At 65.3% G+C, this 18248-nt stretch carries 11 protein-coding genes, 1 tRNA gene and 1 pseudogene; 7 read left to right on the top strand and 6 right to left on the bottom strand.

What is annotated here, in order from left to right; translation table 11 throughout:
• Window positions 1-34: 34 nt before the first annotated feature.
• On the bottom strand, window positions 35-1648 hold the full coding sequence (locus tag E4K64_RS34255) for an acyl-CoA synthetase (RefSeq protein WP_135167287.1): 1614 nt from the start codon (window positions 1646-1648) through the stop codon (window positions 35-37).
• A 208-nt stretch (window positions 1649-1856) separates the two neighbouring features.
• Between E4K64_RS34255 and E4K64_RS34250 the strand changes: the two are divergent.
• The 4 genes and pseudogenes from E4K64_RS34250 to E4K64_RS34235 all read left to right on the top strand — a co-directional run.
• Window positions 1857-2144, top strand: a pseudogene (locus E4K64_RS34250) (ABC transporter substrate-binding protein); the annotation flags it as partial.
• Window positions 2145-2422: 278 nt separating this feature from the next.
• Entirely contained in the window at window positions 2423-3490 is a 1068-nt protein-coding gene (locus E4K64_RS34245; protein ID WP_135167304.1) for an HlyD family secretion protein, read from the top strand.
• Entirely contained in the window at window positions 3487-6261 is a 2775-nt protein-coding gene (rbbA, locus tag E4K64_RS34240; RefSeq protein ID WP_167772410.1) for a ribosome-associated ATPase/putative transporter RbbA, read from the top strand. Before E4K64_RS34245 ends, rbbA begins: the two co-directional genes overlap by 4 nt.
• Window positions 6262-6263: 2 nt before the next feature.
• A complete protein-coding gene (locus tag E4K64_RS34235; RefSeq protein WP_135167285.1) occupies window positions 6264-7376 on the top strand; it encodes an ABC transporter permease in 1113 nt (370 codons plus the stop codon).
• Between the two features lie 14 nt (window positions 7377-7390).
• On the opposite strand, the gene E4K64_RS34230 is transcribed toward E4K64_RS34235, so the two are convergent.
• The 3 genes from E4K64_RS34230 to E4K64_RS34220 form a co-directional block, all read right to left on the bottom strand.
• Entirely contained in the window at window positions 7391-7879 is a 489-nt protein-coding gene (locus E4K64_RS34230) for a DUF2059 domain-containing protein (protein WP_135167284.1), read from the bottom strand.
• Window positions 7880-7925: 46 nt separating this feature from the next.
• A complete protein-coding gene (locus tag E4K64_RS34225; RefSeq protein WP_135167283.1) occupies window positions 7926-9146 on the bottom strand; it encodes an OpgC domain-containing protein in 1221 nt (406 codons plus the stop codon).
• A gap of 307 nt (window positions 9147-9453) precedes the next feature.
• Window positions 9454-12507, bottom strand: a complete 3054-nt coding sequence (locus E4K64_RS34220; RefSeq protein WP_135167282.1) for an ATP-binding protein — start codon at window positions 12505-12507, stop codon at window positions 9454-9456.
• A gap of 285 nt (window positions 12508-12792) precedes the next feature.
• Here E4K64_RS34220 and E4K64_RS34215 point away from each other — a divergent pair, with 285 nt between their 5' ends.
• The gene (locus E4K64_RS34215) at window positions 12793-13284 is read left to right on the top strand and encodes a hypothetical protein (RefSeq protein ID WP_135167281.1); all 492 of its coding nucleotides are present in this window, start codon (window positions 12793-12795) and stop codon (window positions 13282-13284) included.
• Window positions 13285-13431: 147 nt separating this feature from the next.
• Here E4K64_RS34215 and E4K64_RS34210 read toward each other — a convergent pair whose 3' ends face one another.
• Together E4K64_RS34210 and E4K64_RS34205 are read right to left on the bottom strand one after the other, a co-directional pair.
• Entirely contained in the window at window positions 13432-14328 is an 897-nt protein-coding gene (locus E4K64_RS34210; RefSeq protein ID WP_135167280.1) for an alpha/beta fold hydrolase, read from the bottom strand.
• 259 nt (window positions 14329-14587) lie between these two features.
• Window positions 14588-14664: transfer RNA gene (locus E4K64_RS34205), tRNA-Met, on the bottom strand.
• Window positions 14665-14976: 312 nt separating this feature from the next.
• Between E4K64_RS34205 and E4K64_RS34200 the strand changes: the two genes are divergently transcribed.
• Window positions 14977-16410 carry a coniferyl aldehyde dehydrogenase gene (locus E4K64_RS34200; RefSeq protein WP_135167279.1) on the top strand — a complete coding sequence of 478 codons (1434 nt, stop codon included), beginning with the start codon at window positions 14977-14979 and terminating at the stop codon, window positions 16408-16410.
• Between the two features lie 145 nt (window positions 16411-16555).
• A complete protein-coding gene (locus E4K64_RS34195) occupies window positions 16556-18148 on the top strand; it encodes a GMC family oxidoreductase (protein ID WP_167772409.1) in 1593 nt (530 codons plus the stop codon).
• The last annotated feature ends 100 nt before the right edge of the window (window positions 18149-18248 follow it).

Below are 18248 nucleotides of genomic sequence, written 5' to 3'. Positions count from 1 at the left end.
ATCAGGCGCAGCGCGTCCGGGGAAGCGCTCCCGCTCAGGTGCCAAAGCTCTTCTGCACAGCCTTGTCCAGCGTCTCGCCGCCGACGAAGCGCTGGCGCAGCTCGCGCTTGAGCAGCTTGCCGCTCGGATTCTTCGGCAAGGCATCGACGAAGATGACGCGCTTGGGCACCTTGAAATGCGCCATCTGGGCGGCGCAATGCTTGATGACGGCTTCTTCGTCGAGCTTTTCGCCGCTCTTGACCACGACGATGGCCGTCACCGCCTCGATCCAGCGCGGATCCGGCAGGCCGACCACGGCGACCTCCGACACGGCGGGAATGCGATAGACCATCTCCTCGACCTCGCGGCTCGCGACATTCTCGCCGCCGGTCTTGATCATGTCCTTGACGCGGTCGACCACGGTGATGTGGCCCTCGTCGTCGACGGTGGCGAGATCGCCGGAGTGAAACCAGCCTCCGGCAAACGCCGCCGCGGTCTTCACGGGATCGTTGTAATAGCCGGACAGCAGATGCGGCGAGCGGTGCACGATCTCGCCTACCTCGCCGACCTTGACGTCCTCCATCGCATTGTTGACCACGCGCGTCTCGACATTGAGCACGGGCTTGCCGGCCGAACCCGCTTTCCGGAGCTGGTCTTCCGGCCGCAGCACGGTCGCGAGCGGCGCGATCTCGGTCTGGCCGTAGAAGTTCCAGAATTTTACGGCAGGCAGGCGACGCTGAAGCTCGAGCAGGACTTCCACCGGCATGATCGAGGCGCCGTAATAGCCCTTCTGCAGGGTCGACAGATCGGTCTTGTCGAAGTTCGGCGAGCGCAGCATCGCGATCCAGATCGTCGGCGGCGCGAAGAAGGACGTGATCTTGTGCGCCTGGATCAGCGCCAGAATGTTGTCGGCCGTCGGCTTGCCGGTGATGACGCCGGAGGCGCCGAGATAGATTTGCGGTCCCAGGAACACGTCAAGCTGGGCGCAGTGATAGAGCGGCAGCGCGTGCAGGAACCTGTCCTCCACGCTCATGCCGCCGTCGATGATGCAGCTGACATACTGCCACATCACGGCTTCATGGGTCAGCATCGCGCCCTTGGGCAGGGATTCCGTGCCTGAGGTGTAGACGATCTGGGCGAGATCGCGGCTGTCGACCGACGCTTCGAGGAACGAGCCGTCGGCATCAAGCAGATCGTCGAAGGTGGTGAGGCCCGCGGGCGCGGTCGCAGGATCCTCACCCGGCAGCCAGATCATGTTCTCGACCGCGCAATCCTTGGCGCTGGCTGCGCGCGCGGGCTCGACGAAATCGGGACCGGCCGCGAGCAGCTTCGCCCCGGAGCTCTTCAGGATGAAATTGATCTCGTCCGGATTGAGCATGAAATTGATCGGCACCAGCACGGCGCCGATCCGCGCCACCGCAAAGCGCAGCGCGGCGAAGGCGTGCGAATTGCGCGACAGCACCGCGATGCGATCGCCCTTGCTGGCGCCGAGGCCGAGCAAGCCGCGGCCGAGCCGGTTGCAGATCGCATCCATCTCGGCAAAGCTCCAGCTCACGTCGCCGCAGCTCACCGCGAGCTTGTCCGGCTCGCGTCCCGCCGAGCGGCGCAGCAGATCGCCGATGGAATGCTCGCGCGCCTTCGAAATGGTGGCTGCAATGTCTGCGGTCATTTCCGTCCCCTGAATTGGCAATCTGCCGGATATCCGCGGAGCTTGGCCAGGCCGTTGCATTCGCGGGCTTTTGATGTTTGCGCGAAACCTAGTCGGCGCGATGGGCCGCGTCAATTCGGCTCGCATGCGCGGCGCCGTCACGCAAGAATTGCAATTTCGCCGAGGCAATCTGAACCGGCGCACCAACTATAAATTCAAACGAAATGCCATGTGCCGGACTATTGTGCTTGCCGCCTTCGCGGCCGGGCTCGCATCGTTCGCAATCAATCCATCCCTCGCCCAGCAGGCGCCGCTCAAGATCGGAGTGCTCTCCAACCTCTCCTCCGTCTATTCCGACATTGGCGGCATGGGCAATGTCGAGGCGACCAAGCTGGCGATCGAGGATTTCGGCGGCCGGATGTTCGGCAAGCCGATCGACATGGTTTCGGCCGACGTTCTCAACAAGCCCGACGTCGCCTCCACCATCGCCCGCAAATGGTGGGAGACCGAGGGCGTCGCCCGCTGAAGGATGGCGGCTGCCTGAAGTGAGGCGGCGGGGATCGAGCCGATCGCAATCCGTTCAGCAAGCCCGCTCGTCCGCTTGATCCATCTGGGCGGACGAGCGGCAACGACGCCGCGCAGCCCAAAATAGAGGCAAGGACGCCTCGCGCCGCCATCTGATCTGCATCAAGTTGCGATGCAAAATTCGCTGCAATGTTGAGGCCGCCCTTCGCGCGATCAGCGGCCGGGCGCATGTCTCTCACAATGGGCGCCGCCGCACGGCGTTTTGAACAGATGAACTTCACTCCGGGTCGCGTCATCGCCGCGATCGCCGTCCTCGTTGCAGGTGGCGCCTACTATTATTGGCAGCACCGCGATACCAACACCCTGCCGGCAGGCTTCGCCCGCGGCAACGGCCGCATCGAAGCGGTCGAAATCGACATCGCGACCAAGACGCCGGGCCGGATCCGCGAGATCCTGGTTGGCGAAGGCGACTTCGTCCGCGCGGGCCAGGTGCTGGCGCGCATGGACACCGAGCAATTGCAGGCGCAGCGCCGCCAGGCCGAGGCGCAGCTGCAGCGCGCCGCGATCAATGTCGAGACCGCGAAGAGCCTGGTGAACCAGCGCGAGGCCGAACGCAAGGCCGCGGAGGCCGTGGTCGACCAGCGCGTCGCCCAGCTCGACACCACGAGCCGCAAGCTCGACCGCTCCGAGCAATTGATCAAGACGAGTGCGGTGGCGCAGCAGGTCCTGGACGACGACCGCTCCGCCAACGCCACGGCAAAGGCGGCGCTGGCCGCGTCCCACGCTCAGGTCGCGGCATCCGAGGCTGCGATCAGTTCCGCCCGCGCCATGGTGATCGACGCCGGCGCCGCCGTCGACGCGGCAAGGGCCGCGATCGAAAGCATCAATGCCGACCTCAATGACAGCGTGCTGAAGGCGCCGCGCGACGGTCGCGTGCAATATCGCGTGTCGCAGCCCGGCGAGGTGCTCGCCGCCGGCGGCCGCGTCCTCAACATGGTCGATCTCGGCGACGTCTACATGACGTTCTTCCTGCCGACGGCCGCTGCCGGCCGGGTCGCGATCGGCGCCGACGTCCGTCTCGTGCTCGACGCCATTCCGCAATACGTGATCCCCGCCAAGGCGACTTTCGTCGCCGACGTCGCGCAATTCACGCCGAAGACCGTCGAGACCGAGGAGGAACGCCAGAAGCTGATGTTCCGCATCAAGGCGCATGTCGCGCCCGAGCTGCTGCGCCAGCACATCGAGCAGGTGAAGACCGGCCTGCCGGGCATGGCCTATGTGCAGCTCGATCCGGCCGCGCAATGGCCAGGCAATCTCAACATCAAGCTGACGAGATGAGCACGAGGGCCGCAGCCGAGCTGCCTGCCGGGCGCGGCAGCGTGGTGCATCTCGACGACGTGGGCTTGAGCTTCGGCAAGACCCGCGCACTGGAAGCCATCACCCTCGACCTTCCATCCGGCTGCATGGTCGGACTGATTGGGCCCGACGGTGTCGGCAAATCCAGCCTGCTCTCGCTGATCGCCGGCGCCCGCGCGATCCAGCAGGGGCATGTCCACGTGCTCGGCGGCGACATGGCGAGCGCGCGCCACCGCCGCAACGTGTGCCCCGACATCGCCTACATGCCGCAGGGGCTCGGCAAGAACCTGTATCCGACGCTGTCGGTGTTCGAGAACATCGACTTCTTCGGCCGCCTGTTCGGACACGACAAGGCGGAGCGAAACAGACGGATCGCCGGCCTGCTGCGCGACACCGGGCTGACGCCCTTCGCCGACCGGCCGGCCGCAAAACTCTCCGGCGGCATGAAGCAGAAGGTCGGCCTGTGCTGCGCGCTGATTCACGATCCCGAGCTCCTGATCCTGGACGAGCCGACCACCGGCGTCGATCCGTTGTCGCGCCGCCAATTCTGGGAATTGATCGCCTCGATCCGCCAAAGCCGGCCCGGCATGAGCGTGATCGTGTCGACCGCCTACATGGAAGAGGCCGCTCAGTTCGATTTTCTGGTCGCGATGAATGCCGGCCGCGTGCTGGCGACCGCAACGCCCGCCGCGCTCAAGCGGCAGACCGGCGCCGATACGCTCGATGAGGCCTTCATCCGTCTCTTGCCCGAAGCCGATCGCGGCGATCATGCCGGCGTCGTCATCCCGCCGCGCGGCGAGGACCATGACGAGATCGCGATCGAGGCCGACCACCTGACCCGGCGGTTCAACGGCTTCGTGGCCGTCGACGACGTCAGCTTCCGCATCAGGAAGGGCGAGATCTTCGGCTTTCTCGGCTCGAACGGATGCGGCAAGACCACGACCATGAAGATGCTCACCGGCCTCTTGCCGGTCAGCCAAGGCACCGCGCGGCTGTTCGGCAACACCATCGATGCCGGCGACATGTCGGTGCGGCGGCGCATCGGCTACATGTCGCAGGGCTTCTCGCTCTATTCGGAGCTCACGGTCGCGCAAAATCTCGATCTGCATGCGCGGCTGTTCGAGCTGCCGGCGGAGACCATCACCGCGCGCATCGACGAGATGATCGCCCGGTTCGATCTCGCCGAGGTCGCCGATTCTCTGCCCGATGCGTTGCCGCTCGGGCTGCGGCAGCGGCTGTCGCTGGCGGTCGCCCTGATCCATGCGCCCGACATCCTCATCCTCGACGAGCCGACCTCGGGCGTCGATCCGGTCGCCCGCGACCGCTTCTGGCAGATCCTCGCCGAGCTGTCCCGCAAGGACAACGTCACCATCTTCGTCTCGACCCATTTCATGAACGAGGCCGAGCGCTGCGACCGGATCTCGCTGATGCATGCCGGCAAGGTGCTGACGTCGGACACGCCTGCGGCGATCGTGGCGGCGCGCGGCACCGCGACGCTGGAGCAGGCCTTCATCGCCTGCCTGGAAGAGGCGATCGCGGACACGACGGAGCCGGCCAGCCGGCCGGCGGCCGCCTTACGGGCGCCCGCACCGGCAGCCGCCGCGCCGCCCGCCCGGCGCACAGCCGCATTCAATGCAACGCGCATGCTCGCCTATTCCCGGCGCGAGGCGCTCGAGCTGCGGCGCGATCCGATCCGCGCCACGCTCGCGATCCTCGGCAGCGTGCTACTATTGTTCGTGCTCGGCTACGGCATCAGCATGGACGTCGAGAACCTGACCTTCGCCGTGCTCGATCGCGACGACAGCACGATCAGCCGCGACTACAGCCTCCAGATCGCCGGCTCGCGCTATTTCACCGAGAAATCGCCGATCACCGACTATGCCGATCTCGACCGCCGCATGCGCGCCGGCGAGATCGGCCTCGCCATCGAGCTGCCGCCGGGCTTCGGCCGCGACGTCAGCCGCGGCCGCCATGTCGAGATCGGCGCCTGGGTCGACGGCGCCAATCCGACGCGGGCCGAGACGCTGCGCTCCTACGCCCAGGCGATCCACGCCAGCTGGCTCGCGCAGAAAGGCCGCGAGCTCTATGGCGAGGCGGCGGTCGCCGGCACCTACCAGCTCCAGGTGCGCTACCGCTACAATCCGGACGTCATCAGCGTGGTCGCCATGGCGCCGGGCATCATCCCGCTGCTGCTGGTGATGATTCCGGCGGTGCTCGCCGCGCTGGCGGTGGTGCGCGAGAAGGAGCTCGGATCGATCGTCAATTTCTACGTGACGCCGGTGACGCGGCTGGAATTCTTGCTCGGCACGCAGCTGCCCTATGTCGTGCTGGCCTTCGGCAATTTCCTGCTCCTCGTCGGCTTTGCCCTCGCGGTCTTCCGGGTGCCGTTCACCGGGAGCTTTTCGACCTATGCGCTGGCCGCGCTGCTCTACGTCACGGCGACGACCGGCATGGGGATGGTGATCTCGGCCTTCATGAACAGCCAGATCGCGGCCCTGTTCGGCACGGTGCTGATCACGCTGATTCCGGCCATCCAATATTCCGGGCTGATCGACCCGGTTTCATCCCTCCAGGGAGCAGGCGCGCTGATCGGACGGCTTTATCCCACCACTTATTTCGTCACGATCTCGCGCGGCACCTTCTCCAAGGGCCTGGCGTTCGACACCCTCCACAACGATCTCCTGGCGCTCGCCATCATGGTCCCGGTCCTGGTGATCGTCGGCACGATGCTGCTGAAGAAACAGGCCCGCTGACCATGCGCATCGACAACGTGCTCCAGCTCGGCATCAAGGAATTGCGCGGCCTCGTCCGCGACCCCATGCTGCTCGTGCTGATCGTGTATTCCTTCACGCTGGCGGTTTATGCCGGCGCCAAGGCGCTGCCCGAAACCCTGAACCACGCCGCGATCGCCATCGTCGACGAGGACCATTCGCCGGTCTCGACCAGGATCGGGATGGCGTTCACGCCGCCCTATTTCTCCGAGCCGCGCCTGATCTCGCAATACGAGATGGACCGCAGGATGGACGCCGGCCTCGACACCTTCGCCCTCGACATCCCGCCCGACTTCCAGCGCGACCTCTTGGCGCGCAAATCGCCCAGCATCCAGCTCAATGTCGATGCGACGCGGATCTCGCAGGCGTTTAACGGCGGCGGTTATATCGAGCAGATCGTCAGCGCGGAAATCGCCGAGTTCCTGGCGCGCACGCGCGATGCCCAGACCGTGCCGATCGAGCTGGCGCTGCGGGCACGGTTCAATCCGGAGCTGAAGAAATCCTGGTTCGGCGCCATCGACCATGTGATCACCTCGATCACCATGCTCTCGATCATCCTGACCGGCGCGGCGCTGATCCGCGAGCGCGAGCACGGCACGATCGAGCACCTCCTGGTGATGCCGGTCACGCCGCTGGAGATCATGGTGAGCAAGGTCTGGTCGATGGGCGCGGTGGTGCTGGTCGCCTCGGCGCTGTCGATCGCCTTCGTCGTGAAGGGATGGCTGCAAGTCACGATCGACGGCTCGCTGGCGCTGTTTCTCGTCGGCGCCGCGCTGCAGCTGTTTGCCACCACCAGCATGGGCATCTTTCTTGCGACCGTCGCCGGATCGATGCCGCAGTTCGGCATGCTGCTGATCATGATCCTGCTGCCGCTGCAAACCCTGTCGGGCAGCATGACGCCGCGGGAGAGCATGCCGCAATTCGTCCAGGACATCATGCTGGCGGCGCCCAACACCCATTTCGTGATGCTGGCACAGGCGATCCTGTTCCGCGGGGCGGGCCTGGAGGCGGTGTGGCCGCAGCTTGCCGCGCTCGCCGTGATCGGCGGCGTCTTCTTCGTGATCGCGCTGCGGAGGTTTCGCGCGTTTCTGGCGTGAGGCGCGCCGGAGCCTTAAAGCTTGTGGCCCTTCTGGCGCAGCGCCTCGATCAGGCGCTGCTTCAATTCGTCGACGGCCTTCTGGCTAACGTCCTGGCTGATTTGCGCACTCGCCTGCGCCAGCGCATCCGATTTCTCCAAGTACTTCTTCCCGGCCGGCTGGGCATAGAACGCCTCGATCTGGCGCAACTCGTCCACGCTGAAGCTCTGGGCGTAGAGCGCCGCGACCTGGTCGATCATCGTTGCCAGCAGCGGGGCGTAGATCTCGGAGCCGGGCGCCGTCATCGCGTCATAGTCCCGCTCGATCTCCGGCCTGTCCTGCGCGACCACCGGCCGGAGCCTGAGCAGGAGCTGCGGCAACTGCGCGCGATACTGGTCCGCGATCCTCAAGGTGAGGATGAGCTTGCGGGCCGCGGTCATCGCCTCGGGTGCGGGTCCTTCCGCGGAGGCGCCGCAGACCAGGAGCAGGAGGACGCCTGCGATCGTCAACACACGTCTGGACATGGGCTCCTCCGTTGGACTTCTCCACGAGACATTCGGCTGGCGATGCTCAATGCGCCGCTGGCGCGGCGGCGGCGGTCGTCGCCGGCGCGCTGTTGTCCAGGGCCGCCTCGTCCTCCTCGACCTCGGTCACCTTCACGAACAGGTTCGGCACGCGCTTGGCGCGGTCGAGCAGCCAGGCCGCGCCGATCATGATGACGATGCCAACGATGGAGACGGCGAGCTGCTCCCAGACGCCCTTGGTGTACTGGGTCAGGATCCAGTGCGCCGAGAACGATAGGAACACGCCGAGGCAGAAGATCGGCAGTGAATGCTGGCCGCAGAGGATGACGGGCCGCAGCCATGTCGAATGCAGCGCCCGCCATTTGCGCGAGATGAAATGGGTCACCCAGATCGCCAGCGCCAGGAAATGCGTGAAGCGCAGCATGTCGAGATCGGTTTTGTCGATCGGGTAGATCGCCTTGATCATCGATCTCGGGATCAACGCCTCGAGCGCGGGGACGTGCCAGGTCATCACGATCAGCAGCGCGAAGACCAGCCAGACCGCGGCCAGCCCCATCGTCGCCTTCGACCACACCCATCCGGCAATCTTGTCGATCTGGCCGATGCCGCACCAGGCAGCGAACACGAACATCAGCTGCCAGCAGAACGGGTTGAAGTACCAGGTCGTGCCGGTCGGATAGGAGGCGATGTTCCAGTCGAACCAGCGCGACAGCACGTAGAGCACCACGGAGCCGGCGAGCGTCAGGTTCGGCCGGCGCACCAGGCACCACACGACGAACGGCGCGGCCAGCACCAGCACGATGTAGAGCGGCAGCACGTCGAGATTGACCGGCTTGTACTTCAGTACGATCGCCTGCCCGATCAGCTCGTCCGGATGCGACAGGAAGTTGAACACATTGAATTCGTGCTGATACATCGGATTGTCGAAGCGGCGCGCGGTGCGGGCGATCTGCGCCGTGAACAGCAGGAACAGCATGATGTGCGCGACATACAATTCGGCCGCGCGACGCCACAGCCGCTTCACCGCGGCAAGAAACCAGCCGCCGGCGACGATCGGCCCGTAGATCCAGCCGACCAGGTAGCCCGAGATGAAAACGAAGAACTCGGCGGCGTCGCTGAAGCCGAAATTGCGCAAGGTCAGCCAGGCCACGACGTCATGCGGGATGTGGTCGAGGAAGATCATCCACAGGCCGATGCCGCGGAAGAGATCGAGCCGCAGGTCGCGCTCGACCGGCGACAACAGAGCTGACTGGTCCCGGGTGAGCATGGCCCCGCCTCTCTCGCTGGGCGTCGCGCCATCGCGGCGCCGGCAAAATGGAATGCTAAAAAGAATCTCTCAAAAGTCACCTAGCGCTGCGGCTGGTGCCGACGTTAGCCCAGCTGGGCCTCCGTGCAACCGCTCGTCATTGCGCTGAGCGGGCTGCCCCGCGGCCGCCCGGACCCGGCGCCCAATCAAAATATCGAAAAACAACCCCATGCACAGTAGCTAACCCATTGTGCACGTGCGAGATTTTTTTGACATGTCGGCTCCCCCACGCTTCCGCGGCGACAGTCGGTGCCGGCCAGGAGCGGCCTCAGATCAACTCGCCGCCGCGCGCCAGCATCCCGGCCAGCATTGCCTCGGCCTTGCGCTGCAGCGGCAGCGCGCCGCTTTCGGACGCGATCGCGATTGCCCCGCGCAAGGACGCGAGGACGGCCGCCTTGCCGTTCTCGCTGGCGACAGGCGTCACCACGGCCTCGCCGAACAGGGCTTCGGCCTCGAGACCTGAAAACCCCTGCTGGCGGGCGGTGTTGCGCGCTTCGCGCAACATGTTCTGCGCCGCCTGAACATCGCCGAGACGCCAGGTCGCGAGCGCCAGGTAGATCGAGCTGCGCAGCACCGCCGAGGTATAGCCGACCGCCTTCGCCTCCTCGCGCGCCTCGGTCAGCATGCCGCGCGCCCGGTCGAACAGCCCCTGCTCCAGATAGGCCATGCCGAGGTGGCAGGCGAGCACCGGCACGAACAGCCGGATGCCGTGCTTCTGCGCCAGCACAAAGCCGTCTTCGAGAATGGCAGCGGCCGCCGTGGGATCGTTCTGACCAAGCTTCAGCCAGCCGCCGCTATAGGCGGCGGCGACGCGGTCGTAGGGACGGCCGGTCTCCTCGGCGATCTCGGCGGCCTGTTGCTGGAGCTGCTCGGCGGCGGCGAGCTCACCCATGACGGTGTGGGTGATGCTGTTCATCATGCAGCAGAGGAGGAGGAGGGATCGCGGGGTCGTGCCGATCGGGGCGCTCGCTTGCGGTCCCTCCAATTGGGCGTGAGCGACGGCCAACATCTGCCCTGCTTCGCGATAGCGGCCGGCGAGGAAATAGGCCTGTCCGAGACCGTATCGCGCGAGGTTAAGCCACCCCGCATTGCCCCACTCTTCGGCGAGCCGCACCACTTCCTCGGAAACCGCGACGGCTTCGACCGGCGCTCCGAAGAAGTTCTGTGCGCCGGCCCTGACCGTCATGGCGGCGACCTTGCGTCCGATGTCATCGATCGCTCCCGCCCGCCGCTCGGCCTCCTTTCCGAGATCCAGCCACTCGGTCACCTGGCCGGACGCGATGAATGCCGCACGAGCTTCCATCCGCAAATCGATGGCATCCGTCTCCCGCACAGGCGCCATCGGCGTCTTGTCGAGCGAGCCCATCGCGATCTCGAAGTAGCTGGCCGCGTCCGAAAATGCCGAGCGGCTCAAGCATTTTCGACCCGCGCTCCTGCCGTGGCCGAAGGCCTTGAGCCAATCGCGGGCGCGCACCGCGTGATAGCACAGAGCATCGGGCTCATCCGCGCCCGCCCCGTCGCTCTCCAGCCTCGCAAGAATGCGCGCGTGAATGCCTTCGCGCACCTTTTCGACCATGGAATCATAGGTCACCTGACGGACCATCTCGTGCCGGAACTCGACTACATCGCCCAAGTCGCTGTCGATCCTCACCAGCAGTTCGGCGCGATCAAGCGACGCGAGACAATCCTGCAGCGTATCCTCGCGCAGCTCAAGGAGCGTGCGCAGCATCGCCACGCTCGATCGCGGGCCCAGCGCAGCCGCTACCTGTAGGACCGACCGCTCCTGCCGCGACACCCGATCCAGCCGCGCTGCAATGACGCCCTGAATACTCGAGGGAATGCCGAGCTCCTCGATCGGACGCATCAGCGCGAGATCGCCCCATTGGCCATGGAGTGTACCGCTATCCCGAAGCCCGCGGCAGACTTCCTCGATGAACAGAGGGACATTGGCCGTGTGCGAAATGATCCGATTCTTCAGATCGTCATTCGCCGTAGAGGGACCGAGCATGTCGGCCAGCATGGCCAGTCCTGAATGATCGTCGAGAGGCTGCATCGCAACGATCTCGGCGCGGCAGCGCGCAATCCAGACCGGCATGCCGTTTGGCCTGGATGTGAGGAGGACGAGAAGGCCCGGCACCTGAAGCGAAGCGATCGTCGCCATGATCGTATCGCTGGCCCGGTCGATCCAGTGCAGGTCCTCGATTAGGAGAACCGTTGGCTGGCGACGGGCGATACCCTCGACGATGGCGCAGCTGACCTCGGAAATCGCACGTCCCCGGGCGTGAGGCTCGAGCTGATTCCATTGCGGATCCGCAATCGGCAGATCGAGCACCGCGTCAAGGGCGCAACGCTGAATCTCAACCAGATCGTTCCGGGGATCTGGGGGGCTGCCGGGCTCCTTGGCGACCGACTCCAGCGCCGAGAGCAGGAGCCGCTTGAGCGTGCTGAACGGCGCCCCCTGGAGGTTCGGGCTGCACTCGGCGTCGATCAGGCGCCAACCGTGAGGCCTGAGCTCCTGGACAAATTCGTGCGCGAGCCGCGATTTGCCGATACCGGCATCGCCCAGCAGCAGAACCGTCTGCCGGCCCGTTCCGGCGCTCTCGACCGCACGGGCCAGCAACGCGCGCTCGGTCGTCCGATCGACGAATCGCGAGACGCTGCGCGCACGCCGTACCCGCCAGCTCGACAGATCGCTGGCCCCAACGATCCGATAGACCGGCACGGACTGATTGAAGCCGCGCAGCGGCTTGTCACCCAGAAACTCGAATCGGACGTGCCCTTCGGCAAGCTCCTGGCAGGCCTTCGACACGTAGATCTGATTCGCCTCGGCCGCCGCCTCCAGCCGGGCGGCCAGGTGCTGGGCCGCCCCGCCAATCTCGTAGACCTTGGAAAACTCGCTGGCGACCATATAGGCAACGACATGGCCGGAGTGGAGACCCACCCGAACCTGAAGGCCGGGGTCACCGAGACCGGCAACACGCCGGACCAACTCGATCGCCGCGTGGCAGGCCAGCGGCGCATGATTGTCGTCAGCGATCGGAGCACCAAACACCGCAGAGAGCCCGTCGCCCAACTCCTTGCTGACGATGCCTCCGAACTGACGTACCGCGCCTCTCATCGCAGCCAACGCCGGCTCCAGGCGCGAGACCGCCGCCTCCGGATCGAGATCGGCAACGAGCCCGGTCGAATCCACGACATCGGCACGGAGAATCGTCACGAACCGCCGTTCGCTCTCTGGTTCGGAGCGCCGCACGGCCACCCCGCACTTGGAGCACCAGCTGTCGCCTGGGTCGATCGCCGACTGACACGCGGCACAATGCATTTCCGTGCCTTCAAAAGTCGCAGCACCGTCCTTCGATCGGCGCTCGCGAGGAGCCTGACGCAAGATTACCTATCGGAAGATTCATGGCAATCGAACTTGCACGCAAGCATGGCTGCATCACCAGCAGGCCTCTCTCTGGACGAAACACAATTTCAGATGGTAGCGTTTACGCGCGCGAACGTGGGGCCGCGCGTTCTGGGGGCGCCGAGGGCTTTCGTTTAGCCAACGAGCTTTTCTGGGCTGCAGGTCACCCTGATTGGTTGGATCATATCGAAGGACAAGGCGATGGGCGGCAGGACATATAGCGGCAAGGCATTTCGAGACTTGATGAACAGCAATTACTACCCTCTGGCAAACATGAAGAAGAGCGTCGCCAAGCTCAAGGCTTCCGAAGACATCGACCTGCCGACCTTGGAATACGGCCAGTACCACCTGATCCTGAACCCGCCGTCGAAGTGGCCGCAGGGCAGCGCCAAGTACTGGCATAAGGAGAAGGGCCGGGCGCGTCTCGACCTCAGCACCCAGCCGAACACGGTCCCGCTGTCCAAAGATGAGCCCGGCGTTATCCCGCTGACCCGGTGCGACCTGCTCGATGCCTGCGTGCGGAAGTGCTTCAACTCCGAGCCGCCGATCCCGATGAAGACCAACATCATCGTCCACGGGCCGAACGACGCCTATGCCCACCGGCATGAGATCCGGTTGGAGTGGGAGTACAAGAAGGGCTCGAACACGCCGACGCTGCTCAATTTGACGATGGTCTGCCCGTACAGGGAGTGAGCTTCCGACCACTCGGCTCATTCAACAAGGTCATCAACGCCCGCGAGCGACAGCTGCGGGCGTTTTGTTTCCCGCCGCACCGCAAGTGGGCCTCCCGCCGTCGCCACCGTGAACCGCCGTGGCGCTACCGCGGCAGTTCATCGCTGCCTACAGCCTGCCGAAAAATCGGTTCAGTGCGCCCGCAGTCTGCTGCGGAAGCTCCTCGGGGAAGAAGTGTCCACCATCGAGCGGCTTTCCTTGCACGTCATCGGCCCAGGTCCGCCATACCCCCAGGGGACCGCCCTCGCTCGCATACCAGGAGTTCAACGGGCCGCGGCCGCTCCAGAGCACCAGGACAGGGCACTCGATCCGGCGGCCGGAATGGCGATCCGCAAGATCGTGCTCGTGATCGATCGTCGCAGCCGCGCGATATTCCTCGCAGATCGCGTGAACATGCGCCTCATCGCGCAACGCCTCGACATAGGCTGTCCGGACGGCCGGACTGAAACTGTCTGCTTGAGACCCCCAGCCATCGAGCGCATTGTCGACGACGGCATCGGGGGCAGCGGACAAGAGCCGCTCTGGGAGAGGTTCAGGCTGCGCGAGCAATGACCAGGGCCAGTAGCCGACCGCCAGTTTCTTGTCGGCGCGCTCCCAGGCATCAGCGATCGGAACGACGTCGAGGACGGCGAGCCGCTCCACACGTTCGCCATGGTCGAGCGCAAGCCGATAGGCGACACGGCCACCGCGATCATGGCCCGCAACCGAGAAGCGGTCGAAGCCGAGCCTCGTCATGATGGACGCCATGTCCTTTGCCATCGCCCGTTTCGAATATGGCGCGTGGTCCGGACTGGAGGGCGGACAAGCGCTGCGCCCATATCCGCGAAGATCGGCGCAGATCACGGTGAAGTCTTGCGCGAGCAAGGGCGCAACGTCTCGCCACATTAGATGCGTCTCGGGAAACCCGTGCAGCAGGAGAAGCGCCGGCCCCGAACCAGCCCGGCGGATGAAAATCCGCGCTTCCGCCGCCTGTACATCGGCGGCGTCGAAATCCTCGAATTTCATGGGACTAGCCTTCCGAATGACCGCCGGAAAGCAAGTGCTGGACGGGTCCGGCAATAACGATGACGCGAGGATCGATATTGCGTTCCTTCAATTGCCGTGCTGTTCGGCCGAACGCGCGCTGCTGCGCGCGGCAAGCGCGCCAGTGGAGCGCTGGCCCATCATGCTCTGTACGGGCTGCGGCACGCGCAGCTGTTTCACAAACAAAAATGGCCCGCATCAAGCGGGCCATTTTCGTATCGGATCCGATCAAATCCGAATTTGGTTGCGGGGATAGGATTTGAACCTATGACCTTCAGGTTATGAGCCTGACGAGCTACCGGGCTGCTCCACCCCGCGTTAAACACTTGCATGCCTTCGGTTAAATCCCGGGGACGGTCGGTTGAGGCCGGCGCTGTTCGCGTGGCTTTTCCAGTCCGTCCCAAAGGCTTCCTTGGAAGGCAACCCCGGGGCAGTGCCCATCGGGTGCGGGGCGTATGTATCAAGGCGGGCTGGCTTTGGAAAGGGCTGCGGGGACGTTTTTTTCGACTTTATGACAGGGGAATCGACCGATTTCCGCTGCATTCCCTGCGCTCTTGCCAGAAGTTCCACAAAGGGCCAGCTTGCGGCAACAAGATTAAGCAGAAAACGCGCCCTCGAGGGAGGAACGCCGTGGACGAATCCCTGACGAGCGCCCCGGTCGGAGCGTTGGAGGAGGCCTTCCGAGCCATGGTCGCGCGGTCGCGGGACGAGTCGGCACCCGGCCTTGCCGAGCGGCTCGACCGGCTGGCGCGGCTGCGCAGCGTCGTCGCCGACAACGAGGAGCGCTTCCGGCAGGCGATCTCTGCCGATTTCGGCCACCGCTCGGCGGTCGAGACCACCATCGCCGAGACCATGCTGCTGTTCTCCGAGATCCGGCACGCCACCAAACACCTGAAGGCCTGGATGGCGCCGCAGCGGGTCGCGACCGCGCTGCAATTCCTCCCCGCCCGCAACCGGCTGATGCCGCAGCCGCTCGGCGTCGTCGGCATCATCGCGCCGTGGAATTATCCGCTCCAGCTCACGCTCGCGCCCGCGATCGGCGCGCTCGCCGCCGGCAACCGCGTCCTCATCAAGCCGAGCGAACTGACGCCGCATTTCGCAGCCCTGCTGAAGGAAACGATCGCCACGAGGTTCGATGTGGCCGAGTTGCTCGTCACCGGCATCGAGGGCGAGATCGCCGAGGCCTTTGCGCGCCTGCCGTTCGATCACCTCGTGTTCACCGGCTCGACCCGGGTCGGGCGGCTGGTCGCGGAAGCCGCGGGACGCAATTTGACGCCGGTCACGCTGGAGCTCGGCGGCAAGTCGCCCGCAATCATCGACGCCTCGGCCGACCTTGATGAAGCGGCCGAGCGCATCGCCTACGGCAAGCTGCTCAATGCCGGGCAGACCTGCATCGCGCCGGATTACGTGCTGGTGCCGGAGCCATCCCTGCAGGCCTTTGCCGAGAAGGTGCGCGCCCAGATGCGGCGGATGTTCGGCACCGATCCCTCCAACAAGGACTACACCTCGATCGTCTCGGACCGGCATTATGCGCGGCTCGAAGCCCTGGTCGCCGATGCGGCGCAGCGCGGCGCAACAATCCTGCAGCCGGCAGTGGCGGACGATCCGAACTGGAAGGCGCACCGCAAATTCCCGCCGACGCTGATCGTCGGTGCGACCGCAGCGATGGCGGTGATGCAGGAGGAGATTTTTGGGCCGGTGCTCCCCATTCTCGGCACGCGCGACCGCACTGATGCCATCGCCTTCATCAACCATCGCGACCGGCCGCTGGCGCTGTACTGGTTCGGCAAGGACGATGCCGCGCGCGACGAGGTGCTGGCGCGCACCGTCTCCGGCGGCGTCACCATCAACGACTGCCTGTTTCACTTCACGCAGATCAACCAGCCGATGGGCGGCGTCGGCGCGTCCGGCACCGGCGCCTATCACGGCGAATGGGGCTTTCGCACCTTCAGCAAGCTGAAGCCGGTGTTCTATCGCTCCAAGTTCAACCGCCTCGCCGACCTCTATCCGCCCTATGGCGGCAAGGTCGCGCGGCTGGAGAAATTGATGCGGTTCATGTCGTAGCTGATTCCGGGGCGCCTCGAAGAGGCGAGCTATGGTGCGCAATTGCGCACCTGAGAATCCATCTCACAATCACAATGCGGCCAAATGGATTCCGGGCTCGATGCTCCGCATCGCCCCGGAAGGACGACAATGGGGGGAAACTAAATTGACGGACACATTCGATTTCGTCGTCGTGGGCGCGGGCTCGGGCGGCTGCACCGTGGCGGGGCGGCTGTCGGAGGATGCGGGGACATCGGTCGCGCTGCTCGATGCCGGCGGACGCAACGACACTTGGCGGATCACCACGCCGTTCGGGCTCGCCTTGCCATACAGTGCAGCCAACTGGGCCTTTGATACCGTGCCGCAGAAGGGATTGAACGGCCGTATCGGCTATCAGCCACGCGGCAAGGGCCTCGGCGGCTCCTCGGCGATCAACGCCATGGTCTACATCCGCGGCCACAAACGGGACTACGACCACTGGGCTACGCTCGGCAACGTCGGCTGGTCGTATGCCGACGTGCTGCCCTATTTCAAGCGCTCGGAGAACAACGCCGATTTCGACGGCGAATATCACGGCAAGGGCGGCCCGCTGCATGTCAACAGGCTGCGCACGGACAATCCGCTCCATGACGTCTTCCATCAGGCCGCGCGCGAGGCGCAGTTTCGCATCCGCGAGGACTTCAATGGCGAGGACCATGAAGGCCTCGGCAGCTACCAGGCGACGCAGCACAATGGCGAGCGCTGGAGCGCGGCGCGCGCCTATGTGCAGCCCCACATGGACAAGCGCGCCAATCTGCGCGTCGAGACCGGCGCGCACGCCACGAAGATCCTGTTCGAAGGAGGCCGCGCGGTCGGCATCGAATATGTGCAGGGCAGGCAGACCAAGCGGCTGCGCGCCCGCCGCGAGGTGATCCTCGCCTCCGGCGCCTTCCAGTCCCCGCAATTGCTGATGCTGTCGGGTATCGGCGACGGCGATGCACTCCGTGCGCACGGCATCGGCGTCGTGCATCATCTGCCGGGCGTCGGGCACAACCTGCAGGACCATCCGGATTTCGTGTTCGTCTACGCCTCCGACTATCCGCACTTCGTTCACGCCTCGCTCGGCCGGCTGCCGTCCCTGCTCCGCGCCATCCAGCAATACCGCCGCGAACGGCGCGGCCTGATGACCACCAATTTCGCCGAATGCGGCGGCTTCCTGAAAACCCGGCCCGACCTCGACGTTCCGGACATCCAGTTGCACTTCGTCATCGCGATGCTGGACGACCACGGCCGCAAGAAGCACAAGCAGGCGGGTTTCTCATGCCATGTCTGCCTGCTCAGGCCGAAGAGCCGCGGCAGCGTCTGGCTGAAAAGCGCCGACCCGCTCGCCGCGCCGATGATCGATCCGAATTTTCTCGGCGAGGACGACGATCTCGAGACCCTGGTCGCGGGCTTCAAGACCACGCGCCGCCTGATGGAAACGCCGGCGCTGCGCGCGCTGCAGAAGCGCGACATGTTCACGGCGAACGTGAAGACCGACGACGACATCCGCGCCATCCTGCGCGAGCGCGTCGACACCGTCTATCACCCGGTCGGCACCTGCAAGATGGGAACGGATGCGATGGCCGTGGTCGATCCGGCGCTGAAGGTGCACGGCGTCGACGCCTTGCGCGTCGTCGACGCCTCGATCATGCCGACCCTGATCGGCGGCAACACCAATGCGCCGACCATCATGATCGGGGAGAAGGCGGCGGATATGATCCGGGGTGAGCTGCGATAGGATCTCTTCTCCCTCTCCCCGCTTGCGGGGAGCGTTGGGTGAGGGGGAATCTCCGCGGGGACGCGGGGAGCTGGACTCGCGGAGAGTCCCCCTCACCCGG

The sequence above is a fragment of the Bradyrhizobium frederickii genome, assembly GCF_004570865.1.
GTDB classification, from domain to species: Bacteria; Pseudomonadota; Alphaproteobacteria; order Rhizobiales; family Xanthobacteraceae; genus Bradyrhizobium; species Bradyrhizobium frederickii.
This window is presented reverse-complemented; position numbering and strand designations above follow the sequence as displayed.